This is a genomic window from Rothia nasimurium (assembly GCF_928381415.1).
Classification (GTDB): domain Bacteria; phylum Actinomycetota; class Actinomycetes; order Actinomycetales; family Micrococcaceae; genus Rothia; species Rothia nasimurium_H.
Genome location: NZ_CAKMSF010000007.1, coordinates 178516 through 195096, shown reverse-complemented (window position 1 = coordinate 195096; position 16581 = coordinate 178516). Strand labels below are relative to the sequence as shown.

Genomic DNA, 16581 nt, shown 5'->3' with positions numbered 1-16581 from the left:
TGTGTTTAGATGGCAGAGACGCCGCGTTCTCCGGTGCGGACTCGAACTACCTCGTCCACGCTGCTCACCCAGATTTTGCCGTCCCCGGCGCTACCGGTATTGGCGGTGGCGATAATGAGGTCGATGATGTCCTCGGCCCGGTCAGCGTCCGCCAGGATTTCCAGGCGAACCTTAGGGATCAGGCGAATGTCGTATTCCTTGCCGCGGTAGACCTCTACGTGCCCGTGCTGGCGTCCGTAGCCCTGGGCTTCTGACACCGTCATCCCGTCGACCCCAAAGTTTTCGAGGGCCTGGCGGATGTCGTCAAATTTTTCGGGCTGAATCAAAGCGGTAATAAGTTTCATAACAACAACTCCCTTTAGTTCTTGGCGAAGGCACCGGAAGTGCCGCTCGACATGGCGTAGGCGGTTTCAGCGTGCTGAGCCAGGTCGATACCCTGGATCTCCTGCTTCTCGCTGACCCGGAAACCCACGGTGCGGTGAATCGGAATCACAATCAGCAGGGTCACAACCGCGCAGTAGGCCATAGAAATCAGGGTTGCAACGGTCTGGGTGACCAGCAGCCCCAGTCCGCCTCCATAGAAGAGGCCCGCTGTACCGGTAGCCGGGGTGGCAATAAAGCCCAGAGCCAAAGTGCCGATGAGACCGGAAACCAGGTGTACACCCACTACATCAAGAGAATCGTCGTAACCCAAGCGGTACTTGAGGCCCACAGCCCAGCCTGAGGCGATACCCGAGATAAAGCCCAAGGCCAGAGCACCGACAGGGTCAACGTTAGCGCAGGCCGGGGTGATAGCGACCAGACCCGAGACCAGACCGGACACCGCGCCCAGGGAGGTGACGTGACCGTCACGGACGCGCTCCAGCAGGGCCCAGCCGAGCATGGCAGCTGCCGGGGCTGCAAGGGTGTTGACCCATATCAGACCTGCCTGGGCGCCGTCCGCAGCAGCCCCCACGTTGAAACCGAACCAACCAAACCAGAGGATAGCTGCACCCAGCATGACCAGGGGCAGGGAGTGGGGGCGCTGGTTGGGGTCTTTCCCAAAGCCCTTGCGAGCACCCAGTACCAGGGCCAGGATGAGACCGGCGACGCCGGCGTTGATGTGGATGACCAGGCCGCCTGCAAAGTCGATGGCTTCGCCGAACATAGCCCCGATGAAGCCCTCTTCACCGAAGAGGCCGCCGCCCCACACCATGAAGGCCAGGGGGCAATAGACCAGCGTGAGCCAGAGGGGCACAAAGATGCACCAGGCCCCGAAGCGGGCGCGGTCTGCGATAGACCCTGAGATGATAGCCACCGCGATGATAGCGAAAGTGGAGCTAAAGGCTACCGAGAGGAGGTTGGTGCCGCCGTCCGCAAGCGTAGCTGATAGGCCAAAATCGTTGAAGGGTGAGCCGACGATGTCGTGGATGAGGGCATCTCCCCCGCTCATGCTGTAGCCCCAGAGCACCCAGCACACGCCGACAAGTCCCATTGAGATGACCGACATCATCATCATATTGAGTGCTGACTTGGCTCGCGTCATACCGCTGTAGAAGAGAGCGAGACCCGGCGTCATGAACAGAACAAGTGCCGCGGCAACCACGGTCCAAACATCACTGGCGGTGAGTTCCATGCCTGTACCCCTTTCAAAACCCGTAAAGAAAACCTGTGTGCCGGTAGACCGGCTCTTGGTGTGTTGACAGTTTCTATTGTTCTCTGCACGTGTTTCGGCTGCTTGCGCGTGGAGTTTCGCTCCGGTTACAGGTGCCCTCCCCGTGTTGCGGGTATGAAAACACCGGTTACGGGGGTGTTTCGGGCGGTAACGGGCAGGTTACCGGCCCTCTTAGCGGGCATGAAAAACCGGGGGAACTGTTAGAAACAGTTCCCCCGGTTCCTCGATAAACTCGGGCTGCGCCTTAGTCGAGCAGGGCGTCTACGAAGGCACCGGGCTCGAAGGGTGCCAGGTCGTCGGGGCCTTCGCCCAGGCCGATGAGCTTGACGGGCACACCCAGCTCTTCCTGGATAGCGACCACGATGCCGCCCTTGGCTGAGCCGTCGAGCTTGGTCAGCACGATGCCGGTAATCTGAACGACCTCGGAGAAGACCTTGGCCTGGATCATGCCGTTCTGGCCGGTGGTGGCGTCAATGACCAGGAGCACCTCGGTGACCGGGGCTTCTTTCTCGACCACGCGCTTGATTTTGCCCAGCTGGTCCATCAGGCCGGCCTTGTTTTGCAGGCGTCCGGCGGTGTCAATCATGACGGTATCGACGCCGCGGGCCTTGCCCTCGCGGATAGCTTCGAAGGCAACGGAAGCCGGGTCGGCGCCGTCCTTATCGGAGCGGACGGTATCCACCCCTACACGGTCGCCCCAGGTCTGGAGCTGGTCGGCAGCCGCCGCGCGGAAGGTGTCGGCGGCACCCAGCAGGAGGTTCTTATCTTCAGCGACCATCACGCGGGCCAGCTTGCCCACGGTGGTGGTCTTGCCTACACCATTTACACCAACGACCAGCACGACGCCGGGGTTGCCGTCAGTGCCATCCAGGGCCAGGGAGCGGTCGGTATCTTCACCCACGATTGAAAGAAGCTCCTCACGCAGCATCTGCTTGACGTGGGCGGGATTCTCAGTGCCCTCCACGCGCACACGCTGCTGCAGGGCCTCCACCAGGCGGGCTGAAGGCTCGGCACCCAGGTCTGCCAGGAGCAGGGTCTCCTCGACCTCGTCCCAGACGTCCTGATCAATCTTGTCGCGGGACAGCAGGGCCAGCAGGCCCTTGCCCAGCAGGTTATTGGAGCGTGAGAGGCGGGCGCGCAGGCGCACCAGGCGGCCCTGGGCGGACGCCGGACGCTCGATCGTGGTGACCGGCCCGTCAGCGCTGTCTGCGGGGAGGTCATCGGCATCGCGGGTTCCCTCGTAGCCTTCCTTAGGGGCCTTAGGGCCGCGCAGCAGAACCGCGAGCACACCCCCTAGAATCAGCACACCGAGAAGTATGTACACAATGAGAGTTAGAGAATCATTCACCCTTCTAGCTTGCCATATTCTCCCCGCCCCATACAGCCCCAGCGATGGGAGTAGAATGCACTTCTGCACACTGCCACCCCGCATCGGCAGGCATTGTGAGCTAAGATACTTTTCAGACAGATACACGCAGCATAGAAGCAGCAGAACACAAGCGCATGAGCAACCACATTCCCACCCCCTCTATGGACACCGGGGCTATCCCCATCATCCCCGAATCCGTACGGCAGGAAAGCCGCAACCAAAAGCCCCGCGCCACCGAAACCGTCAAGGTGCCGACCCAAATTAAAGTCCTGATTGCCGCCTCATTCCTCATTGCCCTCGGCTACGGCCTGGTCGCCCCCGTGCTCCCCGGCTTTGCCCGCAGCTTCGATGTGGGAGCCATGGCAGCGACCTTCGTCGTCTCAGCCTTCGCTCTCTCGCGCCTGGCTTTCGCACCGGCGTCCGGTCGCCTCATCTCCCGCTTCGGCGAGCGCCGCATCTACTCGGCGGGCCTCATTATCGTGGGGCTGGGATCCATTGGAGCCGGACTTTCAGTTAACTACCCCATGCTGATTGCCTCCCGCATTGTCGGTGGCACCGGCTCCGTCATGTTTACCGTGGCCGCCATGGGCATCTTGGTGCGCAACTCACCCCCGACGATTCGGGGTAAGGTCTCGGGCTACTTTGCTACGTCCTTCCTGCTGGGCAATATTTTGGGGCCCGTGCTGGGAGCAGCGGCCTCGTCCCTGGGTATGCGGGCACCCTTCTTTGTCTATGCGGCAATGCTCCTGTGCGCTGCCCTGGTGGTGCTCACCCAGCTCAAGGACGAGCCGCAGGAGGTCAACCTCAACACCCAGGGTATCGCTGTACCCAAGCCCGAACTCAAGCTGGCCGACGCCCTGAAGTTCACCAACTTCAAAGCAGCCCTCGTGACCAACCTGGCGGTAGGGTGGAGCGTCTTCGGGTTACAGTCCACCGTAGTTCCCCTCGCCGCGGTAGCCCTCCTCGCCAACCTGCACGCCGGTGAAGCCGGCTACGACGCCGCCGTTGCCGGAGCCAAGCTGGCAGGTTTCACCCTGGCCACCTACGCAGCCGGGAACGCCCTGGTCCAGATTTACTCGGGCAAAATGGGCGATAAGATTGGCCGCCGCCCCATGGTCTTTTCCGGGCTGATTCTGGCAGGTATCGTCACCATCGTCTTTGGCCTGATCACTAACCCGGTTGTCTTTGTGGGGGCAGCCGTACTTCTGGGCATTGCCTCGGCCCTGCTCGGCCCCTCCCTGCAGGCTGCTGTATCAGACATTGTGGGCAACAAGCGCTCAGGCGGTCAGCCCCTGGCCTACTACCAAATGGTCTCAGACATCGGCCTCATCGTTGGCCCGCTCGTAGCTGGCTTTATCATCGATGCCTGGGGCTTCTTCCCCACCTTCATCGTCGCAGGTTCCCTGCTACTTCTTGCAGCTATCGGCTGGTTCCCCGGCTACCGGCCCAAGTTCCCGGCCGATATAGCCGACGAAGGCTACACCGGCAGGTAGAACAACTCTTAGTCCTCTAAGCGATGAGAAAGGACGGTCGAAACCCCCTGCCGCATGGAAATGCCGTAAAGGGTATCGGCCTGAGCCATGGTGCGCTGGTGGTGGGTAATCATCAGCAGCTGGGACTTCTCCCGTAGTTGCGCCAGCACCTCCAGCAGACGGCCCAGATTCCGGTCGTCAAGCGCCGCTTCCACTTCATCGAGCACATAGAAGGGTGCTGGGCGAGCCATAAAGACTGCCAGCAACAGTGCCAGTGAGGCCAGGGTGCGCTCGCCTCCGGAGAGCAGGGAAAGGCGGGTAACCTTCTTGCCAGCAGGCTTGACCCGGATATCAAGGCCGCTGTGTTCCAGGTCGTTGGGGTCTGCCAGTACCAGCTCGGCCTGCCCGCCGGGAAAGAGCAGAGCAAAAATCCGGCTAAACTCCACCTGCACATCGGCTAAGGCCCGGGTGAAAGAGGATTCAATGTGACCGGTCACATCTTTCATCACGGCCCGTAGGTCAGCTCGCGATGCCTTGATGTCCTTAATCTGCTGGCGCAGGTAGCTGTGACGCTGCTCTAGGGCTTCGTGTTCTTCAAGGGCCAGGGGGTTGATGGCTCCAAAGCGGGCCAGTTCTGCCTCAGCTGCTACCAGGTGAGCTTCAAGAGATTCGCGGGGCAGGTCGCTCACTTCTCTGGTTTCGAGCAGGGTGTCGAGACTGAGCCCCAGGTCTTTCTCCACCCGCCGGGCAAGGGCTTCCCAGCGGGCTTCAACCCGGGCTCCCTGGGCAGCAGCTTCAGCTTGCAGGGTCAGGGCGGCAGCAAGCGAAGTCTGGGATCCTGCTAGTTCTTCACGGGTAGCGTTCAGAGCCTTGCTGGCTTCCTGGACTTTCTTCAGGGCCTTCTGATGCGCCTTATCTTCGAGAGCCTGTACCCGCTCAATAGCCAGTGCCAGGGCTTGACCGCGGGCCGCGACCTTGCGCGCCTGGTGGCGGGCGTCAGCGGCCTCTTGTTGACGCAGCTGACGAGCTTCCTCAGCCTTTTCGAGGGCGGCAAGGGCTTCTTGGGCCTGGGCGAGACGGGCCTGAGCAGCCTCCTCTTTTTCGCGGGCGTAGGTTGCTGTGGCCTCGGCGAGGGTTTTAGCCTCCTGGGCTTCGACCAGGGTTTTTTCTGCGGTGCGGACGGCCTCGCGCAGGGTAGCGCTATCGGCTTGGGGTTCTGTGCTGCGAGCCCGAGCCAGAGCCTCTTGGGCGGCCTCCACATGCCTTTGGGTCTTTTTCTGGGCTTCTTCAGCACGGGTGGCGGCTTCTTGCAGACGGTCAAGGGCCGCCTGTGAGCTTTCTGCCCGGCCGGTGAGGGTGGCAAGGTCTGCCCGGGCGGCAGTTAGCTGGGCCGTGAGTGAACCGGTGGTGCGGGCCTGGGCTTTTTCAGCCTCCTGGGCAGTCTTTAGTACTTCTTCGGCCTGCTGGTGGGCTCTCTCTGCCTGCTCCTGTTGCTGGGCAAGCTCCCGGTGGGTCTGTTGAGCTCGGGTGAGTTCAGCGTAGCGTTCAGTCAGGGGTCGCTCTTGGGAGGGGTAGAGGGTTGAGCCTGCGGTCAGCACGGTACCGTCGGGGGTCACAGCGCGGACGCCCGGGTGGGCAGCTACCAGGGCGCGGGCGGCTTCCTCGTCGGGAGCCAGGTAGATATCGGCGGTGAGCACGGCGAGGGCGCGACTGAGGGCCTGCGGTGCGGTCAGGACGTCCGCCAGCGGGCGGGCTTGATAAACCTCAGCTTGAGATGTAGATAGTTCATGCAGGTCAATCTGCTCAATGTCACCCTCAAAGGAATAAAGCTGGGTTACTCCAGCGGGCAGGGACTCACCGCTCGTCAGGGTGAGGGCCCTCAGATAGGGGCCCAAGGCAGCAGCCACAGCAGCCTGCCAGGTATCTTCAATCTCAAGTAGAGAAATAAGTTCCTGAGCTCCCTGCTCCAGGGCCTGCTGGCGGAGACCTTCACTATCGCCACTTTCGGCATCGTCATGCTGCCAGGCCGCCTCAAGGGCCTCGCAGCGAGCTTGAGCAGCATGAAGCTTTACCTGAGCTTGATGCAGTTCTTTGCGGCTGGATTCCACTTTTTCATTCGCCTGCTGCCGCGCCCGACGCAGGTTTTCTTCTTCGGCTTCGGCCCGCTCTAGCTGCTCCCGGTAGCCGTTCACAGCTGCCTGGGCCCGCTCGGTATCAGCACCGGCTGAAGCCCCCTGCTCTTTAGCTTCGGCATACTCAGCTACTCGTCGGGCGGTCTCTTCACCGGCTCGCTCAAAAGCTACGCGGGCGGTAGCCAGCTGGGCGGTAAGCTGCGACAGGTTCTCCTTATAGTCCCGCACCTGCTGGTCGGCCGTAGCCAGGGCCTGCTGGGCTGCGCTCTGCTCTGCCCGAGCCTTTTCTAGGGCAGAGTGGGCAGCGGTAAGTTCTTCTTCAGCCGCTTTCCCCGCCTCCCGGGCCCGTTCAAGGTTTTCTTCCTCACGGGCACAGGCCTGCTGAGCCGAAACCAGGCGGGTGGCGGCGTCCTGATCTTCTTCCCGATGGTGGGAGGCGGACAAACGTTCAGCAGCCACCAGCTGAACCGTCTCCACCAGGTGGGCAACCTCTTTCAGGGAGGTGCGCCGCTGGGTAACTTCATCCAGCGCCTGCTGGGCTACCTGCCGGGCCTCGGCCAACTCCCCCAGCTGCCCCTCGATGGTGCGACTGCGCTCCTGCGCCCTTAGGCGGGCAGCCTCAGCCTGTTGGCCAGCAGCCTGCTCGGCCTCCCGCTCCTGCATCATGGCGCGTGCATCGTGAGCCAGAAGATCAGCGGTCAAGCTGCGAACACGGCCCGCCACCTCGCTAGCTGCCCGGGCCGCGTCAGCCTGCTCCCGGCGTCCTTCCAGCTGCTCAGCCAGCTCACCGGCTAAATCCTCCAGCCGGTCAAGATTGGTCTTCAAATCATCAAGCTTGCTCGCGGTCTTCGCCTGGCGCTTACGGTGCTTGAGCAAGCCAGCAGCCTGCTCAATCAGCTCGCGCCGGTCATCAGCGGTACCGTGCAAAATCTTATCGACCTGCCCCTGCCCCACCAGGGTGTAGAGCTCCCGGCCCACACCGGCGTCCGCCAGTAGGTCCTGCACATCAGCCAGGCGGGCAGGCTCCCCGTTGATCTCGTACTCAGAACCGCCTGCAGAAAACATGGTGCGTGAAAGACGAATCTCAGCGTGGGGAAGCGGCAGGGCGCCGTCCTCGTTATCAATCACCAGCTCAACCTTGGCGCGCCCCAGCGCACCGCGGGAACCACCGCCAGCAAAAATGACGTCCTTCATGGCACCACCGCGCAGCTGCTTAGCCCCCTGGGCACCCATCACCCAGGCAAGGGCATCCACCACGTTCGACTTACCCGACCCGTTCGGCCCCACCAGCACATTCAAGCCCGGCTCAAACTCAAAGACGGTGGCCGACGCAAAAGACTTAAAGCCGCGCACGGTCAAAGATTTTAGGTACATAGTGGTAGGCCCCATCGGTTGGGTAAAAACGGGTTTGGGTCGGCTTACCACTTTACCGCAGGCCCGCGCCCCTGTTCGGTGTGAGATGAACCCGCACCATCAATCACCGTACCTGCCCCGCCGGGGCATATTATTGAAAAAGTGCCCTGTTTCTTCAAATAAGGGCTTACCCAAGTCCGCACTAAGGCTAGAAGAGTAGATTGACCGCTAATTCAGATATTCGCCACAAGAACGCCTCCCTACTATCGGTAACCAGGGTGCTACCGCCAGAGGTCGTCACCAGCTCCTACTTTGACGAGCAACTAGCGGCCACCTACAAGCGGCTGAGGATGCCCAAGGGCCTACTCGAGCGCCTCGCCGGTATTAGCGAGCGCCGCTCCTGGGGCACTTCCATGCACTTTGAGGACGGCGCGGTGCAGGCTGCTGAGCAGGCTATCGCCCAGGCCGGTATCAGCAAGGAACAAATCGGACTGATTATTAACACCTCGGTCACCCGCGATAATTTTGAACCGGCCGTGGCCGTGGGTATTCACGACCGCCTGGGCCTGCCCCGCCACGCCCTGAACTTCGATATCACCAACGCCTGCCTGGGCTTCGTTAACGGCATTACGGTTGCTGCCACCATGATTGATGCCGGGGCTATCGACTATGCCCTCATCGTCGACGGCGAAGACCCCTCCCCCTGGCACGCCACCGCCCTGCGCCAGCTCAACCGCCCCGATTCAACCCGAGACGACGTACTGGCCCAGTTCGCTACCCTGACCCTGGGCTCGGGAGCTGCGGCCGCCGTCATTGGCCGCTCCGACCTGCACCCGACGGGCCACAAGATTATCGGTTCGGTCTCCCGCGCGGGAACCGAGCACCGCAACCTCTGCATTGGCGGTGAAGCCGACCAGGGGATGAATACGGACGCCGCGGGTCTGCTCAAGCACGGCCTGCAGCTGGTCGCTGAGGCCTGGGAAGAAGCCCACCAGAACGGCTGGGACTGGGGCAACATGCGTTCCTACGTAACCCACCAAATTTCTAACGCCCACACCAACGCCATTATTGAGGCCGTGGGTATCGACCGCGAGCGCATCCCCATGACCTTCCCGGTCTGGGGTAACGTGGCGGCAGCCGCCCTTCCCATGACCCTGGCTGAGGAAAGCGCCCACTTCGTAGCCGGTGACCGTATTCTCTGCATGGGTGTGGGTTCCGGCCTGAACACCGCGCTCATGGAAATCACCTGGTAGGAGCCACTATGACGTTTTCTCAGCTCACTCCTGTTCCTGCCCTCTGGCCCGGTGTTGACCCTGCCTGGTCCCAGCAGGTGCAGGTGCCCGCGTCCGCCCCGGTAGAAGAAGCCGGGGCTAGCCGCCGCTGGCACTACCTCGATAATGGCCCGGCGCTCGAGGCCGCCGGGCGCACCCCGGTCGGTACCGTACTGGCGGTGCACGGTAACCCCACATGGTCCTATCTCTGGCGGTCGGTCATCGCTGCCGCCACTGTTGCCGAGCAGCCCTGGCGCGTTGTAGCGGTAGACCAGCTCGATATGGGCTATTCGGAGCGCACCGGCCTGAGACGCTCGCTCTCAGACCGTATCGCTGACCTCGGTGATTTTACGGCCGCGCTTGGGCTTGATGCTACCGAGCTGCCCCTTGTCACGCTGGCCCATGACTGGGGCGGGCTGATCTCGCTGGGGTGGGCTCTGCGCCACCGTGAGATTGTCTCGGGTGTCATGCTGACCAACACCGCTGTTTTTCATGACGCCGGTGAGAAGATCCCGGTAGCCCTGCAGGCGGCCCTCAACCCCGCTCTGCATTCCTGGGCGACCGAAAAATCAACCGCCTTTATCGACGTGACTCTGGGCCTGGCCCAGGGCGGTCTTGATGCTGCGGTCAAGAAGGCCTACAAGCTGCCCTACACCACCGCCGAGCATCGGGTGGGTGTGCGGAATTTCGTGGCCGACATACCGGCAACCGAAGCGGCTGCCAGCTATCGCCCTATGGTCTCTATTGCCGAAGGTATTACCGAGCTCGATGTACCTGCCCTGATGCTCTGGGGCACTAAAGACCCGGTCTTTCAGCGCCGTTACATGGCCGACCTGGCTACCCGCCTGCCGCAGGCAGATATCCACCGTTTTGAAACCGCCAGCCACCTGGTTGCCGAAGACGAAGACATCGCAACCCCCATTCTGGCCTGGCTCACCGAGCGCTTCGTCACCGGCACCACCCAGAGGGACCTCCACCTCACCGCACGCGCTGCCCGGGTACCGGCGTCCGCTCATTACCGCCCCATGGGAGCCGAGCTGGCAGACCGGGCTGACGACACCACCCTAGCTATCGTTGATATGAGCAGCAAGGGGGACGGCACCGAGGTAGCCGCCCAGCTCTCGTGGGCTGAACTAGCTGCCGAAGTAGACCGGGTTGCCTCTGGCCTGCACCGGCTCGGGGTGAAGCCCGGCGACCGGGTCAATCTGCTGGTGCCACCCGGCATTAAGCTCACCACCCTCATCTATGCTTGCCTCAAAATTGGGGCCGTGATTGTTGTGGCCGATACCGGCCTGGGCGCTGCGGGGCTGACGCGCGCGCTCAAGGGGGCCCGCCCGTCCTGGCTCATCGGTATTCCGGCTGCCCTCACCTTGGCCCGTACCCTGGGCTGGCCCGGCCAGCGTATTGCAGCCGGTTCCCTTCCCGCTGCCGCTGCCCGGGCCCTGGGCGTGGTGGGTGCGGTCGATGACTTTGCAGCCCCTGAGATTTTTGCGGTAGCCGACCCTGACCCCGATGCGGACGCTGCCATCCTCTACACGTCAGGCTCCACCGGCCCGGCTAAGGGCGTGGTCTACACCCACCGCCAGCTGGCGGCTATGCGGGATACCATCGCAGCCACCTACGATCTGGCTGCCGGCAGCGGTCTGGTGGCGGGCTTTGCCCCCTTCGCCCTGCTGGGCCCGGCCCTGGGAGCTACCTCTGTCACCCCGGCCATGGACGTCACTAAACCTAAGACCCTCACCGCCGCAGCCCTGGCATCGGCAGCTTCGGCAATTGGGGCAACTACGGTCTTTGCTTCCCCGGCAGCCCTGATGAACGTGCTCGAGACCGTCGATGGCCTGAGCAGCCAGCAGCGCTCTGCCCTGGGGCAGGTCGCCACCCTGCTCTCCGCCGGGGCTCCCATTACCTCTCCCCTGCTGGCCCGCCTGCAGACCCTGCTGCCGGCGGCCTCCCTGCATACCCCCTACGGCATGACCGAGGCTCTTCCCACCACCGACGTTTCCTTTGCCGAAATTCAGCAGGCTGAGCAGGACGCTTCAGACGGGCTTCCCGGAGCTGGCGGTGGTGTGTGCGTGGGTAGACCCGTTCACGGTGCTGCCCTGCAGATTGCTCCCCTGCTCGAGGACGGCACAGTCTCAGAGCAGGTGACCAGCGAACCCGGTATTACCGGTGAGATTCTGGTGTCTGCCCCGCATGTTAAGGACCGCTACGACACCCTCTGGGTCACCGAACGCGCTTCCAGCGCCACCCCCGGCTGGCACCGTACCGGCGATATGGGGCATTTCGATGCCAGCGGACGCCTCTGGGTTGAGGGCCGCCTTGCCCACGTGCTGGTGACCGCCCAGGGCGTGCTCACCCCGGTTGCCCTGGAACAGGCAGCCGAACTCGATACCGAGGTGCGCCGGGCAGCCGCTGTTGCTACCGGCCCGGCCGGGGCAGCGTCCGTCCTGATCGTGGCCGAGGTTGGCCCCACCTTCCGGGGCAAGAAGACCCGCAACGGTCTGGCTCCGGCTGACCTGGCCCAGCGGGTGCGGGAGCGGGTACTGGCTGAGACCGGCGTAGAGGTATCGGCTGTGCTGGTGGTTGCTGAGCACCCCACCGATGTGCGGCACAACTCGAAGATTGACCGCCCGGTTCTTGCTGCCTGGGCTGAGCAACTCCTCCAGGGGAAAAAGGCCCGTCTGGGCAAGGGGGTTATCGCGTGGTAGTTTCACTGCGTCCCCTTACCCCCGAGGTCTGCCAGCCTGCCCGGTCTGAGCGGGTGCTGGTCACCGGTGCCTCTGGGCTTCTGGGTCGCGAGGTTGTCTTTGCCCTGCTGCGGGCAGGGTATGCTGTGCGGGCCTTCCAGCGCGGGGACTCCGGTATAGCCCAAATGCTCCCTGCCCACCTAGCCGACCGCTTCGACCAGGTGCAGGGTTCCCTCACCGACCAGCTGGCGGTGCGCCGGGCTGTTACCGGTGTTCAGGGGATCATTCATCTGGCCGCTAAGGTATCTGTGGTCGGGGACTGGGAGGACTACCGGCAGGTCAACATCGAGGGCACCCGCACCCTGCTTGAGGCTGCCCGCGCAGTCGGTATCGGCAAGTTCCTGCACACCTCTTCGCCCTCTGTAGCCCACACCGGAGCCTCTATCGTGGGTGAAGGCAACCCGCCCGCCAGCCCCGACCAGGCCCGCGGTAACTATGCCCGGTCTAAGGCCGAGTCTGAGCTGTTGGCCCTGAGCTACGATGCGGACGACTTCTGGGTGGGTGTGCTACGCCCCCACATTGTTTGGGGCCCCGGCGATACCCAGCTGGTGGAGCGCGTCCTAGAACGCGCCGCCGCAGGGCGCCTGCCCCTGCTCAACCAGGGCACCGCCATGATTGACACCCTCTACATCGATAACGGGGCGGACGCTTTTGTGCGCGGCTACCAGCGCCTCGAGGCGATTCGCGGGGTGCCCCTGGTGGTCACCAACGGCCAGCCCCGCCCGGTCGGCGAGATTATCGCCGGCATGTGTACCGCCTGCGGCGTCAAGCCCCCGGCCTACTCGTTGCCGGCGTCCGTGGCCTATGGGCTGGGTTTGGTGATGGAAAAGGCCTGGGCCCGTTGTGCCCCCGGGCAGATTCCCCCGCTGACCTCTTTCTTAGCCAAGCAGCTGTCCACCGCCCACTGGTTCGACCAGCGCACCACCCGGGAACTCCTGGACTGGTCCCCCGCTGTTTCCCTAGAGGAAGGGTACGAGCGGCTGGGCGACTACTACGGGCGTAGATTTCGTAGGAACTAATAACTAGCCCTTTTCGAATAGGCAGGCAGAGCGCCGACAGCCAGCTGGACCGGGGCTGGCGGTGAATTGGGCGAGCGCCCCGCGCGAGACCAAGAGGGTTGCTGGCCTAGGCGCTCTGCCTGTCTTTCTGCTCCATGCGCAGTTACACTCCACGGGGCTTTCTCTGACAGTGAGGGCACCGGTAGGAGCTTCTTCCTCCGAAGGGCTCCCGCACCATCAGCGAGGTGCGCCCCGCGTCTAGGCAGCGGGGGCAGGGTTTTCCTGCCTGCCCGTAGGCATTGAGGGACCGGTCAAAGTAGCCCGATTCCCCGTTGACGTTGACGTAGAGTGCATCGAAGCTGGTACCGCCCTGGGCTAGCGCATCCCGCATGACGGTGCGCGCGGCGTCCACCAGTTCGCGGGCGGTTGAGGCTGGGATGCTCTTGGCGGGTTTGTCGTAGTGCAGTCTGGCCCGCCATAGGGCTTCGTCGGCGTAGATGTTGCCCACCCCGGAAATGGCGCTTTGGTCGAGCAGGAGCTTCTTGATGCCGGTGGAGGTGCCCAGCATGGTGCGTCTGAACTGCCCGAAGTCGAAGTGAGGGTCGAGCGGGTCGCGGGCGATGTGGGCAACGGCCTGCGGGATGAGGGGCAGGCCCAGGGCGGACGCGGACGCCCCCGGCACCGGCTCACCGGCGGCGTTGCGGGTGGGCAGCAGGGGGCTTACAAACATGCCGCCGAAGATGCGCTGGTCCACAAAGCGCAGGGTGAGCGGGGCTTCGCGCCCGCTCTCATCGGTGGCGCCTGCTAAGTCTATGAGCACCTTGAGGTGTTTTTCTGCCGGTAGCTCGGGGGCTTTGAGCAGCACCTGCCCGCTCATGCCCAGGTGAATGACCAGGGCGAACTCTTCGTTGCCCTCAAAGAGCAGCCAGAGGTACTTGCCGCGCCTGGCCACATCCACCACGCGCAGGCCCGTCAGCAGCCGCTCGAAATCCACCGGCCCGGGCTCGTGGCGCCGCACCGAGCGTCCGTCCACTACCTGCACGCGTTCCAGCACCGCACCGAGGATGTGCCCGGCTAGGCCCCGGCGGACCACCTCGACCTCGGGTAACTCCGGCATATTCACTCCGCCTTTCCAAAAATGAAAAAATATGCACCGCGTGGTGCCCACATATTGAACATATCAGGTGCAGAATAGACCCTGTGCATTCTCACCTGTCACCAGCCTACTGATAGATGGCGGGCGGCAGGGGCAGAACCAACCCTTCTGTAAAAGGAGAGACTTTTGTCGATACCCCCAACCCCCACGGGGCAGCACGCTGATGTGCCGTCCTTCGCCCACGAGCAAGAGGGCTTCCAGCAGGGCCTCAAGCCCCGGCAGATTCAGATGATTGCCATGGGCGGGTCCATCGGAACCGGCCTCTTTCTCGGCGCGGGCGGACGCCTGCACGACGCTGGCCCCTCCCTCATCTTCCTCTACGCGATCGCAGGTTTTTTCGGCTACCTGATTCTGCGGCAGCTGGGTGAGCTGGTCAGCTACCGCCCCTCGTCCGGCTCATTCGTGAGCTACACCCGCGAATTTTACGGCGAAAAATGGGCATTCTTCGTGGGCTGGATGTACTGGTTCTCCTGGGCCGCCACCGCCATCGTCGATGCCACCGCTATCGCTATCTACTTCAACTGGTTCGGCCAGTACATCCCGGCTATTGAGCAGATAGACCAGTGGGTTGTGGCGTTGGTCGTCATTGTTGTGGTGGTCTCGATGAACCTGATTTCGGTCAAGATCTTTGGTGAACTCGAATTCTGGTTTGCCCTCATCAAGGTGGGCTCCCTGCTGCTCTTCATGGTGATTGGCATCTTCTTCGTCATCTTCGGTACCCCCACCGGTTCCCCCGTGGGCTTTACCCATATCGCCGAGTCCGGCTTCCTCCCCAACGGCCTGCTGGCTGCCCTGGTAGTCTCCCAGGGCGTTATCTTCGCCTACTCCGGTATTGAGCTGGTCGGTACAGCCTCGGGTGAAATCAAGGACCCCCGCAAGGCTATCCCCAAGGCCATCAATACCGTGGTCTGGCGTATCGCCCTCTTCTATGTAGGCTCCGTACTGCTGCTCTCCCTGCTGCTACCCTACGACGCCTACTCGGCCGATGAATCCCCCTTCGTCACCTTCTTCGGCTCTATTGGCGTGGACTATGCCGCCCCCATCATGCAGCTGGTGGTCATTACCGCAGCGGCCTCATCGCTGAATGCGGGTCTCTACTCCACCGGCCGTATCACCCACTCCATGGCCATGAACGGCTCAGCTCCCCGCTTCACCGGAGCTATGAGCAAGTCTGGCGTACCCATCGGCGGTATCCTACTCACCGGCGCCGTGGCCCTGCTCGGTGTGGCCATCAACTACTGGAAGCCCTCAGAGGCCTTTGAGATCGTCCTGAACATCTCGGCTGTCTGTATCGTGATTGGCTGGATGGCCATCACCCTACCCCACCAGCGCTTTGTGGCCATGGCCCGCCGGGGTGAGCGCGTCCGCCCCGAGTATCAGGCTCCCCTAGCACCCGTCACCAACTGGCTCACCATGGCCTTCCTGGTGGGTGTGCTGGTACTCATTGCCTTCGACTACCCCATCGGCACCTACGCCCTGGCAGCCATGATTCTGGTAGTGCCCGTGCTGGTGGTTGGCTGGCTGGCCGTCCGCAAGCGAGTACGGGCTCTGGCAGCCGAGCGTTTAGAGCAGGTTCCCACCCAGACCACCTCTATCAACATTGTGGGTAGGGATGACGAAATTAGCCTGCCCTAGCCGCAGCAAGGCATCAGCCTGGTAGCACGACAAGAGGGGGGGCTCCACCGATATCTTTCGGTGGGGCCGCCCCTCTTTATGTAGGTAAAGTCTTGCCTGGCCTAGCCGTAGACCCTGTAGTAGGCCTGTTCGGCAGCCATACGCTCGGCTTCCTTCTTGCTGGTGCCCTTGCCCTGCCCCATGACCTTCCCGGCCAGGAGGACCTTGGCGGTGTAGCGGCGGGCATGGTCGGGGCCGGTGCCCTCAACCTCGTAGACGGGCTCGCCGGTGCCCTGGGCGGCAGCGTATTCCTGGATTTCGGTCTTCCAGTCGCGCCCGATGTTCAGGGTCTTGTTGTCATCCAGCAGGTGGGAGGTGTGAGCCAGCACCAGCTGGTGGGCGGCCTCAGGGCCGTGCTTCATATACACGGCACCGAAGACGGCCTCCATGGTGTCAGCCAGGATGGAGTCCTTATCGGCACCACCGGTTTTCTTCTCCCCCTTACCCAGGCGGACGCAGGGCCCCAGCTTGAGGCTGCGGGCCAGGTTGGCCAGGGTTCGGGTAGAAACAATCACGTGGTGGCGCTTGACCAGCTCGCCCTCGGGCAGGTCAGGGAACTTCTTGTAGAGCTCTGAGGCGACGGCCAGGGACAGCACGGAGTCGCCCAGGAATTCTAGGCGCTCGTTGTGGGGTATGCCGCCGTTTTCAAAGGAGTAGGAGCGGTGAGTCATTGCAAGCTGAAACGTCTCGGTATCGAGGTCGATACCGAGACGTTTCAGAAACTCTTGTGATGCAGAGTTAGTCATAAGGCGCGA

General features: G+C 62.9%; 11 protein-coding genes. 5 read left to right on the top strand and 6 right to left on the bottom strand.

Annotated elements, in window-relative coordinates; all coding sequences use genetic code 11:
• Window positions 1–5 precede the first annotated feature (5 nt).
• The 3 genes from L7A20_RS09705 to ftsY all read right to left on the bottom strand — a co-directional run bounded on the left by L7A20_RS09705 (window position 6) and on the right by ftsY (window position 3002).
• Entirely contained in the window at window positions 6–344 is a 339-nt protein-coding gene (locus tag L7A20_RS09705; RefSeq protein ID WP_237186081.1) for a P-II family nitrogen regulator, read from the bottom strand.
• A 14-nt stretch (window positions 345–358) separates the two neighbouring features.
• The gene (locus L7A20_RS09700) at window positions 359–1615 is read right to left on the bottom strand and encodes an ammonium transporter (protein WP_237223289.1); all 1257 of its coding nucleotides are present in this window, start codon (window positions 1613–1615) and stop codon (window positions 359–361) included.
• A gap of 283 nt (window positions 1616–1898) precedes the next feature.
• Window positions 1899–3002: a signal recognition particle-docking protein FtsY gene (ftsY, locus tag L7A20_RS09695; RefSeq protein WP_237223287.1), complete on the bottom strand. Its 1104-nt coding sequence runs from the start codon at window positions 3000–3002 to the stop codon at window positions 1899–1901.
• Between the two features lie 155 nt (window positions 3003–3157).
• Between ftsY and L7A20_RS09690 the strand changes: the two genes are divergently transcribed.
• A complete protein-coding gene (locus L7A20_RS09690) occupies window positions 3158–4516 on the top strand; it encodes an MFS transporter (RefSeq protein WP_237223286.1) in 1359 nt (452 codons plus the stop codon).
• Window positions 4517–4524: 8 nt separating this feature from the next.
• Here L7A20_RS09690 and smc read toward each other — a convergent pair whose 3' ends face one another.
• Window positions 4525–8001, bottom strand: a complete 3477-nt coding sequence (gene smc / locus L7A20_RS09685; RefSeq protein ID WP_237223285.1) for a chromosome segregation protein SMC — start codon at window positions 7999–8001, stop codon at window positions 4525–4527.
• 200 nt (window positions 8002–8201) lie between these two features.
• Here smc and L7A20_RS09680 point away from each other — a divergent pair, with 200 nt between their 5' ends.
• Genes L7A20_RS09680 through L7A20_RS09670 form a run of 3 tightly spaced genes read left to right on the top strand, consistent with a single transcriptional unit; the run spans window position 8202 to window position 13017 of the window.
• On the top strand, window positions 8202–9233 hold the full coding sequence (locus tag L7A20_RS09680) for a 3-oxoacyl-ACP synthase III (protein ID WP_237194194.1): 1032 nt from the start codon (window positions 8202–8204) through the stop codon (window positions 9231–9233).
• An 8-nt stretch (window positions 9234–9241) separates the two neighbouring features.
• Window positions 9242–11959: an alpha/beta fold hydrolase gene (locus tag L7A20_RS09675; RefSeq protein WP_237223282.1), complete on the top strand. Its 2718-nt coding sequence runs from the start codon at window positions 9242–9244 to the stop codon at window positions 11957–11959.
• Window positions 11953–13017: an NAD-dependent epimerase/dehydratase family protein gene (locus L7A20_RS09670; RefSeq protein ID WP_237223281.1), complete on the top strand. Its 1065-nt coding sequence runs from the start codon at window positions 11953–11955 to the stop codon at window positions 13015–13017. The genes L7A20_RS09675 and L7A20_RS09670 overlap by 7 nt, the downstream gene beginning before the upstream one ends.
• Before the next feature lie 142 nt (window positions 13018–13159).
• Here the strand turns inward: L7A20_RS09670 and mutM are convergent, their stop codons facing one another.
• Complete coding sequence (mutM, locus tag L7A20_RS09665; RefSeq protein ID WP_237223279.1) at window positions 13160–14113, bottom strand: bifunctional DNA-formamidopyrimidine glycosylase/DNA-(apurinic or apyrimidinic site) lyase; 954 nt, start codon at window positions 14111–14113, stop codon at window positions 13160–13162.
• A gap of 165 nt (window positions 14114–14278) precedes the next feature.
• Between mutM and L7A20_RS09660 the strand changes: the two genes are divergently transcribed.
• Window positions 14279–15787, top strand: coding sequence for an amino acid permease (locus L7A20_RS09660; protein ID WP_423817436.1), 1509 nt, complete (start codon window positions 14279–14281; stop codon window positions 15785–15787).
• A gap of 101 nt (window positions 15788–15888) precedes the next feature.
• Here the strand turns inward: L7A20_RS09660 and rnc are convergent, their stop codons facing one another.
• Window positions 15889–16572, bottom strand: a complete 684-nt coding sequence (gene rnc / locus L7A20_RS09655; RefSeq protein ID WP_185174526.1) for a ribonuclease III — start codon at window positions 16570–16572, stop codon at window positions 15889–15891.
• Between the last annotated feature and the right edge of the window lie 9 nt (window positions 16573–16581).

Bases quoted from the DNA above. Each gene is read 5' to 3' on its own strand.
- smc (WP_237223285.1), bottom strand. From the start codon at position 8,001: ATGTACCTAAAATCTTTGACCGTGCGCGGCTTTAAGTCTTTTGCGTCG.
- rnc (WP_185174526.1), bottom strand. From the start codon at position 16,572: ATGACTAACTCTGCATCACAAGAGTTTCTGAAACGTCTCGGTATCGAC.
- L7A20_RS09705 (WP_237186081.1), bottom strand. From the start codon at position 344: ATGAAACTTATTACCGCTTTGATTCAGCCCGAAAAATTTGACGACATC.
- mutM (WP_237223279.1), bottom strand. From the start codon at position 14,113: ATGCCGGAGTTACCCGAGGTCGAGGTGGTCCGCCGGGGCCTAGCCGGG.
- L7A20_RS09690 (WP_237223286.1), top strand. From the start codon at position 3,158: ATGAGCAACCACATTCCCACCCCCTCTATGGACACCGGGGCTATCCCC.
- L7A20_RS09700 (WP_237223289.1), bottom strand. From the start codon at position 1,615: ATGGAACTCACCGCCAGTGATGTTTGGACCGTGGTTGCCGCGGCACTT.
- L7A20_RS09675 (WP_237223282.1), top strand. From the start codon at position 9,242: ATGACGTTTTCTCAGCTCACTCCTGTTCCTGCCCTCTGGCCCGGTGTT.